This window comes from Agromyces cavernae (genome assembly GCF_021044935.1).
GTDB lineage: Bacteria > Actinomycetota > Actinomycetes > Actinomycetales > Microbacteriaceae > Agromyces > Agromyces cavernae.
Map to the genome: position 1 here is coordinate 1,093,237 of NZ_JAJNMP010000002.1, position 21,527 is coordinate 1,114,763.

The 21,527-nt window shown below is 67.1% G+C and carries 23 protein-coding genes and 2 pseudogenes; 13 read left to right on the forward strand and 12 right to left on the reverse strand.

The window, feature by feature from the left end:
* Positions 1-126 precede the first annotated feature (126 nt).
* The 7 genes from LQ757_RS11115 to LQ757_RS11140 all read left to right on the forward strand — a co-directional run bounded on the left by LQ757_RS11115 (position 127) and on the right by LQ757_RS11140 (position 6,609).
* Complete coding sequence (locus tag LQ757_RS11115) at positions 127-1,299, forward strand: M14 family zinc carboxypeptidase (RefSeq protein ID WP_231047264.1); 1,173 nt, start codon at positions 127-129, stop codon at positions 1,297-1,299.
* 416 nt (positions 1,300-1,715) lie between these two features.
* The gene (locus LQ757_RS19535) at positions 1,716-1,940 is read left to right on the forward strand and encodes a DUF805 domain-containing protein (RefSeq protein WP_372459655.1); all 225 of its coding nucleotides are present in this window, start codon (positions 1,716-1,718) and stop codon (positions 1,938-1,940) included.
* A 110-nt stretch (positions 1,941-2,050) separates the two neighbouring features.
* The gene (locus LQ757_RS11120) at positions 2,051-3,016 is read left to right on the forward strand and encodes an NAD(P)-dependent alcohol dehydrogenase (protein ID WP_231047265.1); all 966 of its coding nucleotides are present in this window, start codon (positions 2,051-2,053) and stop codon (positions 3,014-3,016) included.
* Between the two features lie 272 nt (positions 3,017-3,288).
* Positions 3,289-3,738 (forward strand): hypothetical protein, encoded by a 450-nt coding sequence (locus tag LQ757_RS11125; RefSeq protein ID WP_231047266.1) that lies wholly within the window; start codon positions 3,289-3,291, stop codon positions 3,736-3,738.
* A 639-nt stretch (positions 3,739-4,377) separates the two neighbouring features.
* Positions 4,378-4,908 (forward strand): VOC family protein, encoded by a 531-nt coding sequence (locus LQ757_RS11130; protein WP_231047267.1) that lies wholly within the window; start codon positions 4,378-4,380, stop codon positions 4,906-4,908.
* A gap of 5 nt (positions 4,909-4,913) precedes the next feature.
* Positions 4,914-5,717, forward strand: coding sequence for a MerR family transcriptional regulator (locus LQ757_RS11135; RefSeq protein ID WP_231047268.1), 804 nt, complete (start codon positions 4,914-4,916; stop codon positions 5,715-5,717).
* Between the two features lie 490 nt (positions 5,718-6,207).
* A complete protein-coding gene (locus LQ757_RS11140; protein WP_231047269.1) occupies positions 6,208-6,609 on the forward strand; it encodes a hypothetical protein in 402 nt (133 codons plus the stop codon).
* Positions 6,610-6,901: 292 nt separating this feature from the next.
* Here the strand turns inward: LQ757_RS11140 and LQ757_RS11145 are convergent, their stop codons facing one another.
* The 3 genes from LQ757_RS11145 to LQ757_RS11155 all read right to left on the reverse strand — a co-directional run bounded on the left by LQ757_RS11145 (position 6,902) and on the right by LQ757_RS11155 (position 9,265).
* A complete protein-coding gene (locus LQ757_RS11145; protein WP_231047270.1) occupies positions 6,902-7,474 on the reverse strand; it encodes a dihydrofolate reductase family protein in 573 nt (190 codons plus the stop codon).
* A gap of 66 nt (positions 7,475-7,540) precedes the next feature.
* Positions 7,541-8,242, reverse strand: a complete 702-nt coding sequence (locus tag LQ757_RS11150; RefSeq protein ID WP_231047271.1) for a hypothetical protein — start codon at positions 8,240-8,242, stop codon at positions 7,541-7,543.
* Positions 8,243-8,875: 633 nt separating this feature from the next.
* A complete protein-coding gene (locus tag LQ757_RS11155) occupies positions 8,876-9,265 on the reverse strand; it encodes a DUF1801 domain-containing protein (RefSeq protein WP_231047272.1) in 390 nt (129 codons plus the stop codon).
* Between the two features lie 236 nt (positions 9,266-9,501).
* Between LQ757_RS11155 and LQ757_RS11160 the strand changes: the two genes are divergently transcribed.
* The gene (locus LQ757_RS11160; RefSeq protein WP_231047273.1) at positions 9,502-9,990 is read left to right on the forward strand and encodes an adenosine-specific kinase; all 489 of its coding nucleotides are present in this window, start codon (positions 9,502-9,504) and stop codon (positions 9,988-9,990) included.
* A gap of 36 nt (positions 9,991-10,026) precedes the next feature.
* Here the strand turns inward: LQ757_RS11160 and LQ757_RS11165 are convergent.
* Positions 10,027-10,257, reverse strand: a pseudogene (locus tag LQ757_RS11165) (ISL3 family transposase); the annotation flags it as partial.
* Positions 10,258-10,416: 159 nt separating this feature from the next.
* Here LQ757_RS11165 and LQ757_RS11170 point away from each other — a divergent pair.
* Together LQ757_RS11170 and LQ757_RS11175 are read left to right on the forward strand one after the other, a co-directional pair.
* On the forward strand, positions 10,417-10,926 hold the full coding sequence (locus LQ757_RS11170; protein WP_231047274.1) for a hypothetical protein: 510 nt from the start codon (positions 10,417-10,419) through the stop codon (positions 10,924-10,926).
* Between the two features lie 685 nt (positions 10,927-11,611).
* Positions 11,612-12,103 carry a hypothetical protein gene (locus LQ757_RS11175; RefSeq protein ID WP_231047275.1) on the forward strand — a complete coding sequence of 164 codons (492 nt, stop codon included), beginning with the start codon at positions 11,612-11,614 and terminating at the stop codon, positions 12,101-12,103.
* A 211-nt stretch (positions 12,104-12,314) separates the two neighbouring features.
* On the opposite strand, the gene LQ757_RS11180 is transcribed toward LQ757_RS11175, so the two are convergent.
* Both LQ757_RS11180 and LQ757_RS11185 read right to left on the reverse strand, forming a co-directional pair.
* Positions 12,315-12,470: a hypothetical protein gene (locus LQ757_RS11180; RefSeq protein WP_231047276.1), complete on the reverse strand. Its 156-nt coding sequence runs from the start codon at positions 12,468-12,470 to the stop codon at positions 12,315-12,317.
* A gap of 632 nt (positions 12,471-13,102) precedes the next feature.
* Complete coding sequence (locus tag LQ757_RS11185; RefSeq protein ID WP_231047277.1) at positions 13,103-14,254, reverse strand: serine hydrolase domain-containing protein; 1,152 nt, start codon at positions 14,252-14,254, stop codon at positions 13,103-13,105.
* Positions 14,255-14,802: 548 nt separating this feature from the next.
* On the opposite strand from LQ757_RS11185, the gene LQ757_RS11190 reads away from it, so the two are divergent.
* The 3 genes from LQ757_RS11190 to LQ757_RS11200 are packed head-to-tail and all read left to right on the forward strand — an operon-like array spanning position 14,803 to position 18,378.
* Positions 14,803-16,518, forward strand: coding sequence for a dolichyl-phosphate-mannose--protein mannosyltransferase (locus LQ757_RS11190; protein ID WP_231047278.1), 1,716 nt, complete (start codon positions 14,803-14,805; stop codon positions 16,516-16,518).
* Positions 16,515-17,513: a YeiH family protein gene (locus tag LQ757_RS11195; RefSeq protein WP_231047279.1), complete on the forward strand. Its 999-nt coding sequence runs from the start codon at positions 16,515-16,517 to the stop codon at positions 17,511-17,513. The genes LQ757_RS11190 and LQ757_RS11195 overlap by 4 nt, the downstream gene beginning before the upstream one ends.
* Before the next feature lie 46 nt (positions 17,514-17,559).
* Complete coding sequence (locus LQ757_RS11200; protein WP_231047280.1) at positions 17,560-18,378, forward strand: alpha/beta fold hydrolase; 819 nt, start codon at positions 17,560-17,562, stop codon at positions 18,376-18,378.
* On the opposite strand, the gene LQ757_RS11205 is transcribed toward LQ757_RS11200, so the two are convergent.
* The 6 genes and pseudogenes from LQ757_RS11205 to LQ757_RS11225 form a co-directional block, all read right to left on the reverse strand.
* Positions 18,368-19,333 carry an NAD(P)-dependent alcohol dehydrogenase gene (locus LQ757_RS11205; RefSeq protein ID WP_231047281.1) on the reverse strand — a complete coding sequence of 322 codons (966 nt, stop codon included), beginning with the start codon at positions 19,331-19,333 and terminating at the stop codon, positions 18,368-18,370. The two genes, LQ757_RS11200 and LQ757_RS11205, sit on opposite strands and share 11 nt — an antisense overlap.
* The gene (locus tag LQ757_RS19540) at positions 19,330-19,512 is read right to left on the reverse strand and encodes a hypothetical protein (RefSeq protein ID WP_372459649.1); all 183 of its coding nucleotides are present in this window, start codon (positions 19,510-19,512) and stop codon (positions 19,330-19,332) included. The genes LQ757_RS11205 and LQ757_RS19540 overlap by 4 nt, the downstream gene beginning before the upstream one ends.
* A gap of 100 nt (positions 19,513-19,612) precedes the next feature.
* Positions 19,613-20,398: pseudogene (locus tag LQ757_RS11210) on the reverse strand (NAD(P)-dependent alcohol dehydrogenase); the annotation flags it as partial.
* A complete protein-coding gene (locus LQ757_RS11215; protein WP_231047283.1) occupies positions 20,395-20,640 on the reverse strand; it encodes a helix-turn-helix transcriptional regulator in 246 nt (81 codons plus the stop codon). The gene LQ757_RS11215 and the pseudogene LQ757_RS11210, both read right to left, overlap by 4 nt.
* Positions 20,634-21,065 carry a hypothetical protein gene (locus LQ757_RS11220; RefSeq protein WP_231047284.1) on the reverse strand — a complete coding sequence of 144 codons (432 nt, stop codon included), beginning with the start codon at positions 21,063-21,065 and terminating at the stop codon, positions 20,634-20,636. Before LQ757_RS11220 ends, LQ757_RS11215 begins: the two co-directional genes overlap by 7 nt.
* A gap of 132 nt (positions 21,066-21,197) precedes the next feature.
* Positions 21,198-21,521: a DMT family transporter gene (locus tag LQ757_RS11225; protein WP_231047285.1), complete on the reverse strand. Its 324-nt coding sequence runs from the start codon at positions 21,519-21,521 to the stop codon at positions 21,198-21,200.
* Positions 21,522-21,527: the final 6 nt, after the last annotated feature.

Genomic DNA, 21,527 nt, shown 5'->3' on the forward strand with positions numbered 1-21,527 from the left:
GGTAGGGCGCCGACTTCTGACCGTGCGGCGCGCAAGTAAAGGAGAGCGATCTCCAAGTACTACTAGCGGCCCAGCCAGAAGCATGCGAGTCTGCAGTGATTCACTTCTCCCTACGGAAGGGTTTCCATGTCACTCGCCCACACCAAGGTCCGCGCCGTCTCAGGGGCTGCCGTCCTTCTCCTCGGCGCCGCCGTCCTCTCCGCACCCGCACCCGCCTTCGCCATCCCGGTGGAGTCCCACTGCGGCACCGAACCCGGCAACAACAACGACGCCTATGTCAACCACGCCCAGCTGACGAAGCGGCTCCAGCAGATCGAGCGCACCACCGGCGGCACCGTCGACGTGGAGGTTGCCGGCTACAGCAACCAGGGGCGCGAGATCTATCAGGCCCGCGTCGGCCATGGCGACACCGTGCTTCTGGTCGAATCCCAGATCCACGGCAACGAGAACCACGGCACAGAGGCGCTGCTCAACCTGCTCCCCGAGTGGGGCAGCAACACCCCTGCGGCTCAGGCGCTGCGCGAGAACATCACCATCGTGGCGGTCCCGCGACTCAACGTCGACGGCGGCGAGAACGACACCCGCCAGAACGAGATGTCCTGGGACGACGTCGTCGCGGACTTCCCGCAGTTGGCAGGTGCGGGGCCGTCGTGGAACTACCGTGCCGACGTGCCCGGCTTCGACGTGAACCGTGACTTCAACCCGGACCTGGACTACGTCCCGGCCCCCGCGGACTTCCCGGGCAACAGCGCCGACACCGGCTGGTACATCACGCCGGAGTCGCAGACCGTCCGCGACCTGTACCGCAGTCTGGAAACCGAGTTCGGCACCGTCGACTACTTCGTCGACCTGCACAACCAATGGTCCTGCTATGCCGTCGAGGGCACCGGCGAGATGTCGCCGCTGTCCATCTCGGGCCGCTTCATCGCCGACCCGAGCGAGTTCGGTGACTGGCCGAAGTTCGATTACGACGCCTCGCGCCGGGCCAACGTCGCGGTCTACGACGCGCTGCAGGGCCAGGGCAATTCCGGATTCGGAGCCCTGACGCTCTATCCCCAGGACACCAACCTGCCGGGCACCGCGCTTGGCTCGTTCGCCCTGCGCGGCAGCGCCACCGTGCTGTTCGAGACCTCCAGCAACACCCAGACCGACGGCCAGAAGCGCAACGGCATGCTGACCAAGCAGGTCCAGACCGGCCTGGACGGCCTGGTCGACGCGATCGTCGACGGCAGCGTCGACACCCTCGACCCGGCGGACTACGAGGAGATCCCGAACCGGGTCTTTCTCCCGGCCGACTGATACCGGTCCCTGGCAGCCCGGCGCGTGACATGCTGCCGGCTCATGCGTGACTCCCGCATGGCCCCGGCCCCGGGCCCGACTGGACAACTCCAGCCGGGTCTGGGGCCGCTCGCACAGGGTGACCACGCCCGCATAGCGCACCGAGCATGGGCCGGGCGACGTACGTCGTTGCTGCGGCGTGCATGTTCGCCCGCTGGGTGATCGCCCGGCTCACGAACGACGCTGCACTCCTGGACTGGCTCGACCGAACCTCAGACCAACTGATCCTTCCCATGACGCTGCTCCAAAGCGTCTCGCCGGAACGCCGACGAAACGTACTCTGACACTGACGGCGGCCTCAGCATCGGCTTGTGACATACACCGCTGTAGCCGCGACGGACACCGCCCCCTGGCCGGGAGTGTCGCTGCCGCAGGCCATGGCGCGGCTCGTGGTCGGCACGTTCCGACTCCGAGGCCGGGCCAGCCGCAGCGAGTACTGGTGGTGGATGCTCGTCAACGTCGTGGTCCTGGCGTCGACGCAGTTCCTCATTCCCGCCTCGCCAAGCCCCGTGAGGGGATCCTGCAGCGGGCTTCAGGCGTGGGATGGCTTTTGCGCGATGTCCTCGGGAGTCAGCAGCCGAGGCTCGTCCGCGAAACGCTAGAGGAGACCTCGAACGGGTCTCCAGACGGAATCGCTGGCGAGTGATCCCAAGTCCAGATGATCTTCCACTCTGAACCCCACAGCATCACGCGCGCGCCCTAGGGTGAACCCGTGAGAGCTGTGGTCTACGAGCGGTACGGCGGCCCCGAGGTGCTCGAGCTGAGAGACGTCCCGACGCCCGCGCCTTCGGCGGGGGAAGTGCTGGTCGAGGTCGTCGCGACGTCGATCAACCTCTCGGACTGGGAGAGCCTGCGAGGCACGCCCGCCTACGCGCGCATGGGTGGGCTGCGGAGGCCGGCTCACCCCATCCTCGGCACCGACATCGCCGGCCGAGTGACCGCCATCGGCGAGGGCGTGACCGGGTTCGCGGTGGGCGACGAGGTGTTCGGCGATAACCTGCCGCGCGGCGGCGGCTTCGCGGAGTACCTCGCCTTGCCCGAGGCCGCGCTCGCGCTCAAGCCCGCGCAGCTGTCGTTCGCCGAGGCGTCCGCGATCCCGCAGGCGGGGGCGATCGCCTCCCGGGCCGTGGCGCTCGCCGAGCCAGGATCACGGATGCTGATCAACGGCGCCGGCGGAGGCTCGGGGTCGCTCGCGATCCAACTCGCCCGCGCCAAGGGCGTGCGGGTCAGCGCGGTCGACAACGCCGGCAAGCTGGCCTATCTGCGCGAACTCGGAGCCGAGGAGGTCATCGACTACCGAAGTGACGACTTCACGCGCCACGGGCCCTACGACCTGGTCGTCGATCTCGTCGCTCATCGGTCGATCTTCGCGTACCGCCGCGCGCTCGCTCGGGGCGGTCGGTGCGTGATGGTCGGCGGCACCGCGCGGACCCTCCTTCGGATGGCGACGGTCGGGCCGCTCCTCGGAGCGCTGAGCGGCGCGCACCTCGGTGTCCTCGTCGTGAGAGAGGGCCCGGCGCACTTCGCGTCGGTGGCCGAGCAGTGCGCGAGCGGTGCGATCGCGGTGCGCATCGACCGGATGTTCGGCCTCGACGAGGTGCCGGCGGCGCTGGCGTGGCACGGCGAGGGGCGTGCGCTGGGCAAGGTGGTCGTCGCGGTCCGCGATGCGGCCAAATAGCCGATCCCATCGGGCCCGACCGGCCCTTGGTCGCCGATGGCTTGGGCGACGGTTTCGGTCGCACCGACCTTGCGCTCCATCCGCCCCGTCACCGCATCAGGCGGCTCGGACGCCACCGCGAGGATCATCCTCGCCGTCCGCTCCTCGAATGCCAATTCCATGATCGTGTCCATCCCCTGCTTCTGTCCGTGTTGTGCTGAATATGTAGGCGACATGGCACGCCCGCCCCGCGCCTCTGTGACGGCGAGCAGGTGGTTGGGAGGATGGGAGACGTGAGCTCCGACCCGCCGCCCGAAGCCGCGGGTGCTGCCGCGCCGAGAGCGTCGTTCATGGTGCGTGTGGTCTGGGTGCTGTGGATCGTCGGGTATCTCATCGGCACGAGCACCCACGTCGCTGAACTCGTGGCCGGTGGTGCCCAGACGTACGCGGGGTTCCCGATGGGGCTGCGGGTGTTCTGGATGTCACTGACCGTGCTCGACCCGCTCATCGTCGTGCTGCTCCTGTTCCGCCACCGCGCCGGCATCATCCTGGGTGTCGCGGTGATCCTGATCGACATCGCCGTGAACTGGACTGTCTACGCGACCATCGGAGGAAACCCCCTGTTCGGTGTCATCAACCAGACGCTCTTCGCGATTCTCATCGTCACGACCGCGCACCTTCTCTGGCGTTGGTTCACCGCATCGGCCCGTGGAGGACGGGCGCCTGCCGCTGCTCGGCGATGATCGACGGCAGGCGTCCCTGCCGATATCGTCTGCTGCCATCAGATATCAGCGTGGGGTGTGATGCACGACGCCGGCGCGAGATCAAGCTCGCGCGAGGCCAAGTCCTGCGCCTCATCGAACGACTGGGAGCAGCCCGCTCGTGGATCATTCAGCGCGATACGCCTCGGCCTATCTAGGGTTCGTCGTGACGATCCCAAGACGCCAGATATGGCGGGCCTTTCTTCAGGATCGGTAAGCACGGGCAGGGTGAGACGCCCTCCGGGGTTCTTCCGGACGGCGTCTATTGCTTCGTCGTGGGCTGCCTGATGCAGCGTGTCGCTGGCGACGCGCGGTCCGTGTGAAAATGCGCGGGTAGGGGACCCAGGACGGCTGTTTCGGGTTGGCGCGATCTTGCGTCGCGCTCTGAACGGTTGCCGCTAACGTTCGCCAGAATCTCGTTACGGCAGGGGCTTTCGGTGGTGCGTGATGATGTCCTCTCGCGTCGCCCCGACAGGTGAAGCCCATCGAGCCGGGGGTGCCTTCGTGGGCACGGGATCGCCGCGTGTCGCCAGCTGAATCTCGCCTTCTTTGGGACTGAGGACGCGCTCCCAACCGCGTGGGCTTGACCCTCACGCGACGTGAGGATCCAGGGTGTCTCACATGACTGATTACTTCAATGCATTCGAGATGAGCCCCGTTCCCGACGGCCCGGACGCAGTCGCGCCGGATCCGTTCCTCGGCATCTACGCGATGCCGATGTTCGTGAAGATCCCTACGAGGGACCTTCACGCGTCGACAGATTTCTGGGTGCGCGGGCTCGGCTTCGTCGACTTGTTCAGCGTTCCTGGACAGATCGTGCATCTGCGACGGTGGGCGTTCCAGGACGTCCTGCTCGTTCCCGCGGACGACGATGCGGCCCCGTCAGCGGCGTCCACGGTTCAGGTGTTCGTCTCCTGCGTCATCGGCCAGCTCGATTCCGTGGCAGACGCATGTCGAGAACTGTCACCGGATTCGGTGACGGGCCCGTACGACACGGCGTGGAGAACTCGCGACATCGCTGTCGTCACTCCGGAGGGAGCGCGCGTCACGTTCACAGCGGCGACGCCGTTCATTCCCGACAGCGACGTGGCGCGCGATTTCGCATCCGTTGGGATCTTCGCGCCGGAAGCCTCCGAAGGAGGAGCACAATGACACCAATGATTGACAACGAGATCGATGAGGATGCGACGGTCGGCGTTGCCGCTGACCTCCTCGGACTGACCGTGCGCACTCTCCACCATTGGGACGAGATCGGTCTCGCATCGCCGTCTCGCCGCACGCCCGCCGGCTATCGCCTCTACACCTGGGATGACCTCGAGCGCCTCAGCCGGGTCGTGGCGTACCGCGAGGCCGGACTCACCCTCGACGCGATTCGCGATGTGCTCGATGATGCGACTGCGGAGATCGGCGAAACACTGCGCGAGCAGCGGGCTCAGCTGGCCGAACGGATTCACGATCTGCAGCAGCTCGACGAACGGCTCGAGCGCATGACTGACGCGCACGAGCGCGGCATCCTGATGAGTGACGACGAGCAGCGTGAGGTCTTCGGCGAAGGTTGGGACCCGCAGCAATCGCGCGCGGCTCGCTTCGTGTGGGGAGGGTCGAGGCAGTGGGCGCAATTCGCGGAGCGCTCCGCGTCCCGATCGCAAAGTCAATGGCGGGCACTCTCCAAGGCCATGTCTGATCTCCAGGACGACCTCGCTGAGGCGGTGAGTCGAGGTGTCAAGCCGGGGAGCGAGCGGGCGGATGAACTCGCCGAGCGCCACCGGGAACTGTTCTCGAACTTCTTCCCATTGACGCGACAGATGCAGGTGTGCCTGGGAAGGATGTTTGAGGCCGACGCTGGATTCTCTTCGTACTACAACGGGATCGGAGACGGCCTCGCCACCTGGTTCCGCCAGAGCATCGACGCATCCGCGCGTCACCACGGCATCGATCCGGATACCGCGACCTGGGAGTAGCTTCGCGGCCTCACACATGCAAACGGGACTGCTGCACGGAGAGGTGACATAGGTCAATCGTGACAGCAACGTCTGACGAGACACCCCTGTTGCGTGGCCAGCGAGCTCTCGTGGAGCGAGGGTCGCCGGCCGCGGGTCGCCGCCCGCTCCCTGGGCCGGCTCACAGGCTCCTCGCTGCCTAGGAGAGTCGGTTCTCCTGCCGTAGCCGCGCCCGAAAGCCGGTCGTGCGGCGGACGCCCCGCAAGCGGATCCTTGATCGGGCGTCCAAGGATCGGGCTACGGTCCACTCTGAGTTTGGGTGAGGTGACTCAATTCTGCCGCGCCGTGAGGTCTGTCAACGACTGGCCACCTGACACCTCGAGGTAGGTGAGTGTCCATCTCTGCGAGTTCAGTGAGCGGGGTAAGGTCGTCCAGGGCCGCACCGTCGTCCGCGTGCTGGAGCATGCGGATACGTTCAGACGTGAACGCACGCGGGAAGAGAGGCTCATGGATGCCGCTGAATAAGGACCTACTCAGTACCGGAGTAGGCAAGCCCATCGCCAGCGGTCAGCGACGATTCTCGGCCTACGCTCTGCAGTTGGTGGGAGCTGTCGTCGGCGCGTCCGCAATCATCTTCACTGTCTTGGTTTTGCCGGCGAGAATCGCCGACGCTTCTTCCCACGGCTATGAGTATGGGCAGGCTGTCAGTTTGGGTTGGTTGGCGTTCTGGCAGTTCATGGTCGTCGTTCCGGCCTCAGCAGTCGGAGCGTTGATCGCGTCACTGGGACTGCTCATCCTCCGCGGGTACCGCCGCAGCCTGGCCGACTATGTCCTGATCGGGGTCGCCGGGGTTGGATTGGTGGTTTCGGGCGCCGCGTGCTTCGTGATTCAGGCCGAGCGCGGCCTTCTCTGATCGCGGCGTCCGTATCGGAGAACGGAGCCGTAGACCTCTGCTCGACATCCTGAGACAACCAGGGCGAGCGCGCGTGCCTTTCACGCGAAGCATCCATCCCGATTGGAACTCGCAGATGCACACCCGAACAGCCCACGCCCGTGCCCCGCTGGATCAGCGTCGTCTTCATGCAGGATCCCTCAACGGAGTTCGCGAAGTGGCTTCGTCATCCGGAAGTTGGTCATTTGAACACCAGCCGTGACTGGGTGCTGCTCGGACTCCACTTCGAAGCCGCAACGGCGCGAGAATGTCGTTACGTCACGCTCCTGCTCGTGGGCCGGTAGCGCAGGGCTACCGCTCCCGATCGGAACTCCTGGCGATCCACGAGCTCGAGCCGGATGCGCTCGCGTAGCCCGGCGAGCAACGTCGGCCCGTGCCCGGCAAGCACCGGCTGCACAACGAACACGTACTCGTCAATCAGTCCCAGATCCGCCAACGCCAAGGGAAGCGTCACGCCACCCACGAACAGACCCTCGCCTGGCTCCTGCTTAAGCCGCTCGACCGCCTGCCCCAAGTCGCCTCGCACCAGCTCGGCATTCCAATCGACCACGCTCAACGTGCTCGACACGACGTACTTCCTCGTCCGGTCGATGGCCTCGGCGAACGGGATCTCCCACTCCCGCATCCAGTCAGGCCACCTGCCCGTGGCCGGATGCCGCCAAGCCGACTCCATCAACTCGTACGTCGTCCGGCCGAACAGCAGCGCATCGGCCCGTTCCATCTCAGCGGTCCAGTAGCGCATCGACTCCTCATCAGGGGCGAGTCCCGCCTCGTGATGGACGCAGCCATCGAGCGTGACGTTGATTGAGTATCGAAGTGGTTTCATCTCGTCGCTCTCCCCCTCGTGTGCGCACCCGCGACTCAACGGACCCTGCTCAGACTTGGATCAGGCTCAGCTGTCCCAGAGCTCAAAGGTCGCTCCGTCTCGGCCGAGGGCCCACGACGCGGGCTCCCCCTTCTCAAGTCGAAGTTTCGCTACCTGCGGCCATGGATCCGTGGGTCTCCGGTCGATCCGCGTGAGCACGATATCGGCAGGTGCTGTGCCCCACTCGAATTTCGAGGGGATCCAGGTGTTCGCGTCGAACTGGCCGTACACGCTGAACGGCGACCCACTCAGATCGAAGGTCGCCGGGACCGGGACTCGCGAGTAGCCGTCTTCGACCGAGAGGTAGATGGCCGACACCGAGCCGTTCCCCGCACGATCCACGAACAGACGCACCGCGAGGTCGGACCCGCTCTCGAAGGTGAAGACCGCATTCTTCCCGACCGTCGATGCACCGCGGGTCACGACGCCCGAGGTCTCGTCGGCTTCGAGGTAGCCGCCTCTGGCCGATCGAATGGCGATGCGGTCACCGTTGCGGATCGGACCTCCGGCCGTCGTCCGCATCATCTCGCCACCGGGGGTCACCGGGTCGACGACGTTCACCTTCTGGATCGTGAACACACTGTCGAACTGCAAGAGGTTTCCGCTGCCTCGCACGTGACGGTCCATCAATTGCGCGTGGAGACCTGGCGGCTTCTCGAGGTTGGGGAGGTTGAGGAGTCGCGAACCGATCTCGGACGGATGGAAGATCTGCAGCTCTGTGCCGCTCATCAGCGCGGGGCGGTCGCCATGATGGGTGACTGACCACCAATCGGTATAGGCCGGGAGGAACCAGAAGTCGGAACTGGTCAGGTCGTCGGAATCGCCAGGGTCGTCAGGGCGACTCGCCGTCACCAACGGGCCGCCCCGGATTTCGAGAGTTGTGGCATCCGACGTGACCGAGAGCCACTTTCCGTTGCTCGCCCTGAAGGTTGGCACGAGGACCCGCTTTCTCAAGGCGACTCGTGGGAGCCGGAGTCATCCCGCGCCCATTGTCGACCCCGTGGCCCACTACCGCAACCGCTGCGCACGGTCTCGATGGATCAACGATCTGGGCGATGTCGCCGTTCGAACCGGCGAGCCTGCGGCGGACGGACTGCCCGAGCGGTTCAGGAACATCCCCGCATCGTCACGGTCTGCTGTGATCCGGCGTGGATCCTCAACGGGACATAATCGTCAGGCCGCAATAACAAGGTGGCCCCTTTCGCGTGCTTGGGGTTCGATTGCATCGCGTCCGTGATTGAAAGGGGTGTCGATGGGAGGCAGCCGGCCGTTGCCAAGTGGTCAACAGCGTCGAGCGCTGACCTCGCACGAGTACGCGTACGTGGCGTCATTGTTGCAACCCCCGAATCTCCGCCACCACTGTCACCTGGCTGAGACGTTGAGTTCCACGGCCTCGGCCACGAGCGCCTTGACCGCCGCTTCGTCCACGCGGTCTCCATCGAAGTAGTCGATGGCTCGGACGACCTTGCTGTCCAGCCGGGTATTGAAGAGATCGCTGCCTTCCATGCGGGCACCCCTCGCAAACGTCAGCCTTACGGCGCTCTTGAGCACATCGACGAAGCAGACGTCTCCGTCGTGCGTCCAAAACGGAACTCCCTCCGGTTTGGAGGGCTTCTTGTACTTGACGACCTCGACGGCAGCCGGGTCGGCGGCCATGATCGCAGCTCGAAGCGCGACGAGCGCGTCCTGTTTCCAGCCGCTCTGCTGCGCGATGATGTCGTCGATCTGTTCGGAATCTGACTTGTCACTCATGCGCGAATACTTGCGAAGAGAGCTGACGAAATCAACACCCGAAGTTGGTCGCAAACGCGCGTGGCGGGATCCATCTACGGACGTCCGCTGACTGACTCGCAGGCCGGCGAGTGGGCGATTGCTCGGCGCTGAGCCTTTGGGCGAAGGAGGCGCAGGCGCAGGGGCCTGATCGAAGCAGACGTCGGCGCGGCGGCACTGGTGCGGGTCTATGCTGACGGCGTCGAAGGAGGATCACCGTGACTGTCGACATCGAGGTCGTCCCGCTCGAGAAGCCGGATGACGTGAACGTCATCGTCGGTCAAGCTCATTTCATCAAGACGGTCGAAGACCTGCACGAGGCTCTCGCCGGGATCGGCGGCACCTTGAAGTTCGGAGTCGCGTTCTGTGAAGCTTCCGGTGCGCGGCTGGTCAGACGCACCGGCAACGACAACTCACTCGTGGACCTCGCGGTCGCGGCAGCGCTGGCCGTCGGCGCCGGGCACTCCTTCGTGATCATGTTGCGTGACGGGTTCCCCGTGAACGTGCTCAACCAGGTCAAAGCGGTGCCAGAGGTGTGCTCGATCTTCTGCGCCACGGCGAATCCGGTGCAGATCCTCGTCGCCGTCACCGACGCCGGCCGCGGTGTGGCAGGAGTGATCGACGGCGAACCCCCGGTCGGTGTCGAGACCGAGCAGGATGTCGCGGACCGCAAGGACCTGTTGCGCGCGATCGGCTACAAGCTCTGATGAGCGTCGGACCGAGGGGCGCAGAAGGACCGGTGAACGGGCGATGGTGAGATGGTTCACGACGATGCCTTCCAGCGCCCACCGAAACCCGCCGCGAGCGATCAGCGCCCGCGACGGCGCGGCCTTGCTCGTGTCCTGCCGCCGGATCCGGCACTTGCACGGGTGGACCCGGATCACCAATGTCGTCGGACGCCACCCGAGGAGCTCATGCGCGAGTCGACGGACGACCGTGTCCTTCGAGGTGCCCTCGCAGTCCGTCAAGCGGCAGCTGCCGGGTCGTGCCACGGGAGTAGAGTGCGGCACATTCAGGTGTCCACCGGCACCACTCGAAGGAGATCGAGATGACCATCACTGCGGCTGTCATCCTGCTCGCCAGCGCCGTCGTGCTGGTGGTCGCAGCGACGCTGCCGCAGCTACCCGATCTGGATGCGACGTGAGGTCGACACCCTCGGACTCGTGCGCGAGCGGCTCGGCGTGTGGCTCTTCGACAGCCGCCTCTTCCTGGCGAGCGCGATCGGCACCGCGGTAGGTGCGGGCCTCATGTTCGGTGGCGTCGACGGCCCTGGCGCTCCGCTCGCCGACACCTCTCTGCTCCTGCTCGGGATCGGTACGGCGTTGTGGTGCGTGAACATCACCTTCAGGGTGAGCACGACTGCCGCTGCCGCCCGGGACTTCACCGACACCCCGCCGTGGTACCCGTACCTCGTACGACTCTCGGTCGCGGTGTGGCACACGGCAGCCATCTTCCTTGGGCTCACGCTCATCGGCATCGGGTTGCTCATCGTACTGTTCGGCGTGCTGCCCGCCTGGAGCGGATGGACGACCCTCGCGATCGCAGCGGTGCACTTCGGCCTTCTCATCGTCACGCGAGATGCACCCCCGCTGCTCTTCTACTCGATGCCTGCCGTGTGGGGTATCGCCGCTCTTCTGGCCTGACCGCGCGGCGCCCGAGAACGTGACGCCGGCGCCACGTGCTCGTGGACCTCAGCTGGCGATTCGATCGGCACGCTGCTGAGGACTCGACTTATCGGGTCAAGACCAGGAGAGCAGCGCCGGCTGCTGCCTCATAGAGCGATCCCTCAGCGGGCCCAACCGGTCGAAGCGGCTGATTCGATCAGGACTGACCCCGCGTGTCAATGCACGTCTGGCGCCCCGAGCTAGGTTGCAATCGTGCGCACATCGGGGTGATCCGTCCCGGCGATAACCATCGGTCGTGTTCGATGACCTGGGCACCCATGCGCTCGTACTCGGGACCGGAGCGGTCCGCCCAATCCTCACGAAACTCCGACGTGTCGAACACGACGACCAAGAGAGTGCCGTTGTCATCGGCGCCACAGACCTACAGGGCTTCGAATTCGGGGGGCGTCCGGACATGACATACACCCCCGTAATGGAGATATGAGGTTTCCTCAATACCGATTGCCGGCACCGCAAGCCCGGGTGTAACGTGCGGAGTGGCGTGAGAGACCCCTACGGCGCGATGCGCGCCCTCCGACGACCTTACCCACGTCGCCGGACGCGCCGACGACGGAAACCCGATCCCGCCTCGTCGCCCGCAGAGGACGTCCGGCCGACTGGCCGGACGAAACTGCGAACCCTGGAGGCGAAGATGCCCCATCCCATGAAACGCTTCGTTACACGTGCCCTGATTGTCGTTGCCGCGACTGTTGGCATCGTGTTCGTCCAGGCTGCACCAGCATCGGCCATCGCGCTCTCTGCGCCCCCGATCACCAACACCATCACCGAGAAGGACCTCGTTGAGACGTTCGTCGACGTGGTGCCCAGCTGCGAAGGGGGCGGGCCACTCTACACGATCACCACGACCAGCAACTTCGTGGCGCACGAAACGATCTTCGCTGACGGCCGGATTCACGCCACGTTCACCCAGACGGGGACCTTCGTCGCTGTGCCGCTCGTGGCGGGCCCTCCTAGCTTCACAGGCAAGTTCACGGTCTGGGGCGGGTTCAACGACAACGGCAAAGTCGTCGAAGGCACGTTCACATTCAACGTGCGCGGAACGGGATCGGACGGGTCGACATTCAAGAACCATGTCAACGAGCACTTCAACGTCCGACCGAACGGCACAGTCAACGAATTCTTCAAGTGCCATTGAGAGTCCGACACGACCGGTGCCCCGCCGGCCCCACGCCGGACCGCGCGAGTGGAGCATCGCAACTGAACCAGACCTGACAAGAAGTGGCCAGCGCAAGCTGGCCACTTCTCTATCAACCAGCTATCGGACGACTGGGCGCCAGGCCCGGGTGTAGCTGACTGGCACTGAGCGCGCGTCCCGTCGCTGATGGGGATGCGCCAGTGCGACCGCTTCACTGGGTCGACTGCTTGGAGCGCTCGAGCTCCAGGAGCGCTTCAGCCGCGGCCGCCGTTCGCTCTGATGCATCACGAATCACACGCAGAGATCCCGTAACGCTGATGGCTGCGAGCACGAGAACGACGATCATGCCCATCAAAAGGAACTCCATGTCCGCACGCTACCTGACCGAAGCGGAGCACTCGTGGCATGTGCGGTAACCGACCGGCTATCGGGCGGGATCAACGTTCAACTCAATGCCACCGTGATGGTGAGCACGAAGTGCCGGATCATGGTCAGTGTGACGGACTACGCAATGAGCGCCTGTCGCGTCAGAGAGGGCCAGCCGGTTCCATTCTCTGCCGTCTTGCACACTGCGGACCTGCCCGCATCCTCGAGAGCAGCCAGACGGTCCGTGGGATAGGCCAGATGAGGGCCAAGGCCAGGGCCGGCACCAGGGTGGCTCCGACATCGGGAAACTGGCGGACGATGACGGCCAACTGGGTATCGAACCGGGCGGGGGCGTAGATGAAGCACAACCACAGCGCGAACCCATCAAGGACAAGGGCACAGGCCGTCAAAGCCAGGGGCAGCCTCCGCTTTCGGGACGGGGCACGTCTCCGGAGCAGGATAGAGAGCGCCAGCCACAAGCTCAGCAGCTCCGCGAGCAGCAGTGCCAGCGAGACCGCCCAGCTGTAGCGCTGAAGCCAGTCCTCCCGCACCACCGTGGGCGCCGGGGGCTGCCCGTGGAGAATCCGCAGGACGTTGGTATCCACGGCCTTGAGCCGTGAGGGGGCCGACGTGTCATTGCCGTTGATGACCAGGGCGACGCCAATGCCGGAGGCTGGAATCATCGCCAGGTAGGTGTGCGAGTTGCCCCACTCGCCCTTGGTGCTCCAGCAGCAGCGGCAATTCCCTTTCCGGATCTGGTTGTCCTGAAGGGTCTGCGGACTCTACGAGTCGGATAGGGAGTGGGCGGGTGAACCATCCCATGGCGTACCCCATGGACTCGTCCACCGGCACCCGGGTCTCGAACATTGCCTCCACGCTTTCGGGCTGGAGGATGCGGTCATCACCGTACCGTCCCTGGTTCAGCAGCGCTATCAGCACCTGGCCCATGTCTTCGGCCGAGGAGTACATGGTGGTGGACGGCATCCCGGTGGTCGGTGCGGGCACATCCGTCGGGCGCCAGAACGAGCCGAACCACAGCGAATACCCGGCAGCCACATTGTCCAGGCGCGCAGCAGCCCGCGTCGGATGGCTGTGGGCCATGTCCAAGGGCTCGAAAACGTACTGCTTCATGTAGTCGCCGAACGGCTGGCTGGCGACCGTCTGCACTAGGAGACCCAGAATGTTGTAGTTCGCATTGGCGTACCCGAATGCTTCACCCGGTGATCCGGCCAGAGGGGAACCTGACAGGGCGCGCACACCCTCTTCGAGGGCCTCCGGGCCCTGGGCGTCGGAGGCTTCGAAGGCTGTGTCTCTTGAAGTCATACCGCTGGTTTGGTGGAGCAAGTGGCGAACCGTAATCGCCGACGTGCGGTTGTCGTTCAACGTAAACCACGGCAGGTAGGTCCGTACGGGCTCATCCAGTTCCAGCCGGCCAGCCTCAACCTGCTGCATCACAGCGATGGCTGTCAGGGACTTGCTGGTTGAAGCCAGGAGCACCGGCGTCTGGGCTGTCATGGGCCGCCCCGAGTCATCGGCGCGGCCAAACGCAGCAGAATGCACCTGGACGCCGTGCTGGACGACGACGATGGCGGCGCCGGGAACCCCTAGGGCGTCGATCTGGTCCTGCAGGAAACCGTCCAACGCCTCATAGGCCTGCTCGGGAACTAGGCCTGTCGTTGCCGGGGCTTCGGCATAGCCGACCGCCGGTGCGCTGAAGCCACCAAGAACGTTGACGGCCAGGAAGCACGACAGAAAGCAGCGCGATGACCAGGGAATATCTCGCATGCTCGCACCTGCACTAGGGGACCATCTCTTCACGGTAAGGCGTGGACAGATGGAAAACAATCGCGCCGCCGCCCGTGGCGCGTGCTCACCACGGGGCGACCATTGCCGATCACGTCTACAGCCAGGAGCAAGCGGTGTGCGTCCTGAGCGAGGGCCTCAGCGTTCGCGCGATCGCAGACGCCAATGGAATCCCGATGTCCGAAGTCGGGCGCATCGCGCGTCGCCTCGGACCAGAGTTCCGCAGTTGGTGAGCACACGGTTCCCGGGTTTGCCGCGGAATGACGCGGGAGAACGTATGGGGGTCGGCTAACGACCCGCTGGCCAATTGCCGATCTGGCGGCGCGCGATCCTCAACGAGGGTGTCCGGATAACCCGCCGGTGAGAATGCCCGCGCGGGTGCCTCATACGCGACACGATGGCTGTCTCGCAACCAAGCACAGCTTGAGTCCATGACGACCATTGACCGCGTTCTTCCCTGGGCCGGCGAACCCGCGGGCGGCGCACGCTGCGCGATTCGATCTCACGAGTTGAATCGTTAGGGTTGGCACATGGGATCGGAGTCGGGCACCGCCGGCGTGCGCGACGAGCACGCCGGCGCGACATCCGACGACGATCTCGAACCCGGCGCCGACCGACAGCTCGACGAACCCGTCGACGAACCCGAACCCGAACTCGAACCCGAACCCGAACCCGAGCCCGAGCCGCGCGGCTCACGCCTCGACGACTGGTGGGGTCGCGTGCTCGCGACGCCGCGACGACGGGCGCTCTGGTACTGGGGCGGCCCGATCCTCATCACCCTCATCGCTGCGGTGCTGCGATTCTGGAACCTCGGCCATCCGCAGTCGATCGTCTTCGACGAGACGTACTACGTGAAGGACGCGTGGACGCTCCTGCAGAACGGCTACGAGTCGGCCTGGCCCGAGGGCGCGAACGAGGACTTCGCCGCCGGTGACCCGAACACGTTCAGCGACGATCCGACGTACGTGGTGCATCCGCCGCTCGGCAAATGGCTGATCTCGCTCGGCATGGCCGCGTTCGGCGCCGGCGACGCGTTCTGGTGGCGGGCGTCGACGGCGCTCGCGGGCACGCTCGCGGTGCTGCTCATCACGCTCGTCGCCCGCCGCCTGTTCGCCTCGACGGCCATCGCTGTCGTCGCCGGGCTGCTGTTCGCCATCGACGGCAACGCGATCGTGATGTCGCGCGTCGCCCTGCTCGACAACTGGCTCATGCTCTTCACCCTGCTCGGGTTCTGGTTCGTGCTGCTCGACCGCGACCGCACCCGACGCGCGCTCGAGTCGCGGCTCGACGATTCGCGTGCCGCGGGGCGCGACCCGTCGTACGGCCCCGCCCTGTGGGGGCGCCCGTGGGTCGTCGCCGCCGGCGTCGCCTTCGGCGCCGCGTGCGCGGTGAAGTGGTCGGGGCTGTGGTTCCTCGCCGCCTTCGGCATCTACCTCGTGGCGGTCGACGCCCTCGCGCGCCGCCGCGCGGGCGTTCCGTTCTGGCTCACGGGAGCGCTGCTCAAGCAGGCTCCGATCACGTTCGTCCTGCTCGTGCCGGTCGCCGCAGCGGTCTACCTCGCCTCATGGGGCGGATGGTTCGCCACCGACGGCGGCTACTACCGGCACTGGGCCGAAGAGACCGGCAGTGCGGCGACCGGATGGCTGTCGTGGGTGCCGCTCCCCCTGCAGAACCTCTGGCACTATCACGAGTCGGCCTACGGCTACCACGTGGGCGTGCACTCCCCGCATCCCTGGCAGTCGAACCCGTTGACGTGGCTCGTCATGGGGAAGCCGGTCAACATGTACTTCGCGTCGACCGACGACGGCTCGGGCGGGTGCGGTGCCGACACGTGCTGGTCTTCGATCTTCGAGGTGGGCAACCCGCTCATCTGGTGGGCGGCGGCAGCGGCAACCGCATACCTCGTCTATCGGCTCGTGCGCTACCGCGAGTGGCAGGTCGGCGCAATTCTCATGGGGCTCGCGGCCGGCTACCTGCCGTGGCTCATGTACCTGAACCGCACGGTGTTCCAGTTCTACTCGATCGCGTTCCAGCCGTACACGATGCTCGCCCTCGTCTTCGTCATCTCGCTCGTGCTCGGGCGACGCGACGACGTGCAGTGGAAGCGTGTGCGCGGAATCGCGGTCGTCGGCATCTTCCTCGGGTTCACCGTGCTCGTCTCGGCGTTCTTCTACCCCGTCTGGACCGCGGTGCCGCTCACCCCGATGTTCCGCCAACTGCATTTCTGGCTGCCGAGTTGGGGATGATCGCGCCCCGCGGCCTCACCCGCATCATGCCGGGGCTCGCCGTCGCGGCCGCGGCGGCCGCGCTCGCGTGGCTCGCCCATGTCGCGATCCCGGCCGTGCCGGTGCTCACGGCCGCGGTGGCGGTCGGCATCGTCGTCGGCCAGGTGCCTGCCTTGCGGCCCGCCCTCGGCAGACGGCTCGCGCCCGGCCTCGGCTTCGCCGCCCGGAGCCTGCTTCGCGCGGGCATCGTGCTGCTCGGCCTCAAGCTGAGCCTCGTCGACATCGCCGAGCTCGGCTGGGTCACGATCGCGACGACCGTCGCCGTGGTCGTGCTGACGTTCGTCGGAACGATCGGCCTCGGGCGCGCGCTCGGCCTTCCCGGCCATCAGCCCGTGCTCGTCGCGAGCGGCTTCGCCATCTGCGGCGCCTCGGCCATCGGTGCGATGGGCGCGGCGGTACGCGCACGCCACGAGGAACAGGCGGTGCCGGTCGCGCTCGTCACCCTGTGCGGCACCCTCGCGATCGCGGTGCTGCCCGCGCTGTGGCATCCGCTCGGCCTCTCGGCGACCGGATTCGGGCACTGGGTCGGCGCCGGCGTGCACGATGTCGGCCAGGTCGTCGCGACCGCGCAGCTCGCAGGCACGGCGGCGCTCGCGGTCGCCGTCGTCGTGAAGCTCACGCGCGTGCTCATGCTCGCGCCGATGGTCGCGATCACGGCGGCGGTCGAGCGGCGGCGAGCGGCGGATGTCGCAGGCCCGCGTCCGGCGATCGTGCCCCTCTTCATCGTGGGCTTCCTGGCAGCGGTGCTCGTCAACACGTTCATGCCGCTGCCCGAGTGGCTGCTCACCGGAGCCGACCTCGCGCAGACCGCGCTGCTCGCGATGGCGCTGTTCGCGCTCGGGGCGTCGATCCGCGTGGCCGCGCTCGTGCGCACCGGGTGGCGCGCGCTCGTGGTGGGCCTCACGTCGTGGGTGCTCGTCGCTGCGCTCGCGTACGGCGCCGTGCTGCTCGGCTGAGCGCACACCCCTCGCGGCCGGGCGGCCATCGGCCTAGCCTGAGGTCATGCCACGGGTGCGCGTGGACGCGATCGACCTGTACGTCGAGGAGCGCGGGGCCGGGTTCCCGATCCTCGGCATCCACGGCACGCCGAGTTCGGCCGTCATGTGGGAGAGCGCCGCGGCGATGCTCGCGCAGCACGGGCGCGCCATCACGTACGACCGGCGCGGATTCCTGCGGAGCGGGCTGCCCGCGGCATCCCGATCGGTCGACCTCGGCGACCACGTCGACGACGCGCACGCCCTCCTGGCCCTGCTCGGAGCAACGCCCGCGATCGTCATCGGCCGCAGCACCGGCGGACTCGTCGCCCTCGAGTTCGCGCGTGCCCACCCGTCGGCCGTGCGCGCGCTCGTGCTGCTCGAGCCGGCGGTCTTCACGATCGACCCCGAGGTCGAGGCGTGGGCCGGCGGTCTTCGGCGGCGCACCGCCGACGCCGCGGCGGAGGATCCCGACGGCGCCGCCGAGGCGGTGTTGCGGCTCTGGCTGGGTGACGCCATGTGGGAGTCGTTGCCCGGCGAGCTGCAGGCGATGTTCGCCCGCACGAGCCCCGGGGTGCGGGCCGAGCTCGACGGCGACGGGCTCGATCTCAGCGCGCGCCCCCGCCGGTACACCGATGATGAGTACGCCGCGGTGACGATGCCCGCCCTCATCGTCGCCGCCGATGAGTCGCCCGAGCCGCTCCGTCGCGTCGCCGAGCGGCTCGCGGAGCGGTTGCCCGGTGCACGCCTCGCGCGGGTGGGCGGCGGCCATCTCATCGATCCGGCGGGCCCCGAGGTGCTGCGGTTCGTCGATGAGCACCTCGTTGGCCGACCCGTCACACGGTGAGCACGAGCTTGCCGCGCACCGTGCCCGACTCGAAGTCGGCGAGCGCCTGCGCGGCCTGCGCGAGCGGGTACGTGCGGTCGACCACCGGATTCACCTCGCCGGCCTCGATCAGGCGCGTGAGCTCGGCGAGGTCGTCGCCGCTGCGGCGGGCGGCGAGCGGGCGCAGGCGCTGCGACACGAACGGATCCATGAGCGAGGCCCGGATGATGCGACCGATCGGTCCGAACACCGCGCCGCCCTTGCCCGACGAGAGCACGAGCGTGCCCCTCGGCGTGAGCGCGCGGCGCAGGTCGCCCAGCGAGTGGTCGGCGACGAGGTCGAAGATCGCGTCGTAGCGGTCGGTCGTGTCGGTGAAGTCCTCGCGAGTGTGGTCGATCACATGGTCGGCGCCGATCGCTCGCACGTGCTCGGCCTTCGCGCCTCGGCAGACGCCGGTCACCTCGGCGCCCATCGCCTTGGCGAGTTGCACGGCGAACCCGCCGACGCCGCCCGACGCGCCGTTCACGAGCACGTGCCGGCCGGGCCCGACGTCGGCGAGGCGCCAGCCTTGCAGTGCAGTCGTCCCCGACACGGGCACGGCCGCCGCGTGGATCGCATCGACGTTCGCGGGCCGTCGAGCGACGAAGCCTTCGGCGACGGCGACGAGCTCGGCGTAGCCGCCCTGGTCGGACTCGGCGTACACCGCGTCGCCGACCTCGAACCTCGTCACCGCCGGGCCCACGGCCTCGACGATGCCCGCGACATCCCGCCCGATCGTGGGTCGTTTCGGATGCCGCATGCCGAACGCGAGGCGCACGGCGCGCGGCTCGCCCCGCATGATGAGGGCGTCGCCAGCGCTCACGGCGACGGCCTGCACCCGGATGAGCACGTCGTCGGCTGCCGGAGTCGGCGCGTCGACCTCGGCGAGGTCGAGCACCTCGGGCCCGCCGTACCGGTGCTGCACGACGGCCCTCATGACGCCGCCTCGGTCGTGGCGGCGGATGCCGCGTCACGCGTGGCGCTGACGGCATCGGTCGTACTGGCGGGATCAACCGGACCGGTCTCGATGGGCAACGGAATCAGCACGACGCTCCCTCCCTTGTGCCCGGAGTCGACCGTGCGATGGGCCGCCGCGATCTGCTCGAGCGGCAGCACCCCCTCGATGGGCGGACGGAACGTGCCCGCCGCGGCGAGCGCCGGCGAGGTACTCGAGGTCGGGCACCTTGTCGGCGTCCTTGCGGAGGCCCGTGAACATGATCACGGCACGCTTGCCTCCAATCCGCGAGGTGAGCAGCTGCACCATGATCGCGAACGACGGGACGGTCGTGAGGTACGTGCCGCGCGGCGCGAGTGCACGCCTGCAGCGCCGGAACGTGCTCTTGCCGGCGGCGTCGAAGATCACGTCGTACCTGCCGCGCGCTCGGGTGAAGTCCTCACGGGTGCGATCGATCACGCGGTCGGCCCCGAGCGATCGCACGAGTTCGGTGTGGGCTGGGCCGCAGACCGCGATGACCTCGGCTCCGAGGTGCTTCGCCAGCTGCACGGCGGCGGCACCGACGCTTCCGGAGGCGCCGTTCACGAGCACCCGATCGCCTGCACGGACGTGTGCCCCGTCGCGAAGGAACGGCAATGCGGTGAGAGCGCCGTCGGAGATCGCCACGGCATCGGCCATGCTCACGCTCGCCGGCAGCCGCACGACCGCGCCGGACTCGGCCACGATGACCTGTTCGGCATGCCCACCGAGGTCGATGCCCGTGGCACCGAACACCCGGTCGCCGACCGCGAACCGCGTGACACCGGCGCCGATCGCATCGACGACACCCGCGATCTCGGAACCCAGCACGTGTCGCTTGGGCGCCCGGAGCCCGAAGGCGAGGCGAGCGAACCAGGGTGTGCCCGAGCGCGCGGCGCTGTCGGACGAGCCGACAACCGCGGCGTGCACGAGCACACGCACCTGCCCCTCGCGGGGTATCGGGTCGGGACGGTCGGTGATGGCGACGACCTCGGGCGGGCCGTACCGTTCATAGGCTGCGATTCTCATGATGCTGCTCCCTGCTGGTCTGATGCTGCATCGGGGTACTGGAACACCGCGTCGAGCGGGACCCCGAACACCCGCGCGATCTGGAAGGCCATTTCGAGCGAGGGTGAGTACCGCCCCTGCTCGATGGCGATGACGGTCTGCCGTGTCACGCCGAGTCGGTTCGCGAGCTCGGCCTGGGTCATCTCGCTCGCGCGGAACCGCAGCGACCGGATGTCGTTGGTGACCTTCGTGGGCTTCACCATGTCGGCACGCCCCTGCGGTAGGCCACGAGCCGCGTGATGCTCTCGAGCAGTGCCGAGAGCACGAAGCACAGGTAGATCACGTTCGCGATCCAGAACCACTCGGCCTCGAGCATCGCGAGCACGAGCGCGCCGAGCGCCCCGATCACGATGAACGAGCTGCCGACCCTCGTGCCGAGCCGGTCGATCTCGCGATCGCGCACGTCACCCTTGGTGCTCTCGCTCGGGAATACGATCTCGACGAGGATCCGGCCGATGATCGTGACGACGATGGCACCGCCGATGGTCCAGAGCATGGGGGCGACGTAGTCGACGTCGGCGACGGGCGTACCGGCGAGCACCTCGGGCAGCACCCACGACAGGTAGAACGAGTACCCGGCGATGGCGACCACCAGGTAGAGCCACGTGCCCTTCTCCTCGTATGACACGCCGACCTCCTGTGTAAACAATTCTTGACATTCACAGTGTCAACCATGTTCGACACCATGTCAAGCATTTTTTACACCGGTGGGCGAAGCGAAACGGATGCCGCGACACGATGCCGCGGCATCCGCTCGACGCTAGTGGCTGCCGTCGACGAGCTTCAGGCCGACCACGCAGCCCACGAGGCCCGCGATGAGGGCGAGCTTGACCCACGAGACATCCGTATCGCCCGTGATCATCGCCCAGATCACCGTCAGCGCCGCACCGATGCCGACCCAGACCGCGTAGGCCGTGCCGGTCGAGATGTCGCGCATCGCCCACGCGAGCCCGCCCATCGAGAGGACGAGCGCGACGAAGAACACGACCGACGGCCAGAGCTTCGTGAAGCCCTCGGACCTGCCGAGCGCGGTGGCCCAGACGGCTTCGAGCACGCCCGAGACGATGAGGATGACCCATGCCATGACTGT

What these genes read in the sequence shown, in the direction of transcription:
- LQ757_RS11115 (WP_231047264.1), top strand. Translation starts at nt 127, where the DNA reads ATGTCACTCGCCCACACCAAGGTCCGCGCCGTCTCAGGGGCTGCCGTC.
- LQ757_RS19535 (WP_372459655.1), top strand. Translation starts at nt 1,716, where the DNA reads ATGGCGCGGCTCGTGGTCGGCACGTTCCGACTCCGAGGCCGGGCCAGC.
- LQ757_RS11130 (WP_231047267.1), top strand. Translation starts at nt 4,378, where the DNA reads ATGACTGATTACTTCAATGCATTCGAGATGAGCCCCGTTCCCGACGGC.
- LQ757_RS11135 (WP_231047268.1), top strand. Translation starts at nt 4,914, where the DNA reads ATGATTGACAACGAGATCGATGAGGATGCGACGGTCGGCGTTGCCGCT.
- LQ757_RS11140 (WP_231047269.1), top strand. Translation starts at nt 6,208, where the DNA reads ATGCCGCTGAATAAGGACCTACTCAGTACCGGAGTAGGCAAGCCCATC.
- LQ757_RS11145 (WP_231047270.1), bottom strand. Translation starts at nt 7,474, where the DNA reads ATGAAACCACTTCGATACTCAATCAACGTCACGCTCGATGGCTGCGTC.
- LQ757_RS11150 (WP_231047271.1), bottom strand. Translation starts at nt 8,242, where the DNA reads ATGAGCGGCACAGAGCTGCAGATCTTCCATCCGTCCGAGATCGGTTCG.
- LQ757_RS11155 (WP_231047272.1), bottom strand. Translation starts at nt 9,265, where the DNA reads ATGAGTGACAAGTCAGATTCCGAACAGATCGACGACATCATCGCGCAG.
- LQ757_RS11170 (WP_231047274.1), top strand. Translation starts at nt 10,417, where the DNA reads ATGCGACGTGAGGTCGACACCCTCGGACTCGTGCGCGAGCGGCTCGGC.
- LQ757_RS11175 (WP_231047275.1), top strand. Translation starts at nt 11,612, where the DNA reads ATGAAACGCTTCGTTACACGTGCCCTGATTGTCGTTGCCGCGACTGTT.
- LQ757_RS11180 (WP_231047276.1), bottom strand. Translation starts at nt 12,470, where the DNA reads ATGGAGTTCCTTTTGATGGGCATGATCGTCGTTCTCGTGCTCGCAGCC.
- LQ757_RS11185 (WP_231047277.1), bottom strand. Translation starts at nt 14,254, where the DNA reads ATGCGAGATATTCCCTGGTCATCGCGCTGCTTTCTGTCGTGCTTCCTG.
- LQ757_RS11190 (WP_231047278.1), top strand. Translation starts at nt 14,803, where the DNA reads ATGGGATCGGAGTCGGGCACCGCCGGCGTGCGCGACGAGCACGCCGGC.
- LQ757_RS11195 (WP_231047279.1), top strand. Translation starts at nt 16,515, where the DNA reads ATGATCGCGCCCCGCGGCCTCACCCGCATCATGCCGGGGCTCGCCGTC.
- LQ757_RS11200 (WP_231047280.1), top strand. Translation starts at nt 17,560, where the DNA reads ATGCCACGGGTGCGCGTGGACGCGATCGACCTGTACGTCGAGGAGCGC.
- LQ757_RS11205 (WP_231047281.1), bottom strand. Translation starts at nt 19,333, where the DNA reads ATGAGGGCCGTCGTGCAGCACCGGTACGGCGGGCCCGAGGTGCTCGAC.
- LQ757_RS11215 (WP_231047283.1), bottom strand. Translation starts at nt 20,640, where the DNA reads ATGGTGAAGCCCACGAAGGTCACCAACGACATCCGGTCGCTGCGGTTC.
- LQ757_RS11225 (WP_231047285.1), bottom strand. Translation starts at nt 21,521, where the DNA reads ATGGCATGGGTCATCCTCATCGTCTCGGGCGTGCTCGAAGCCGTCTGG.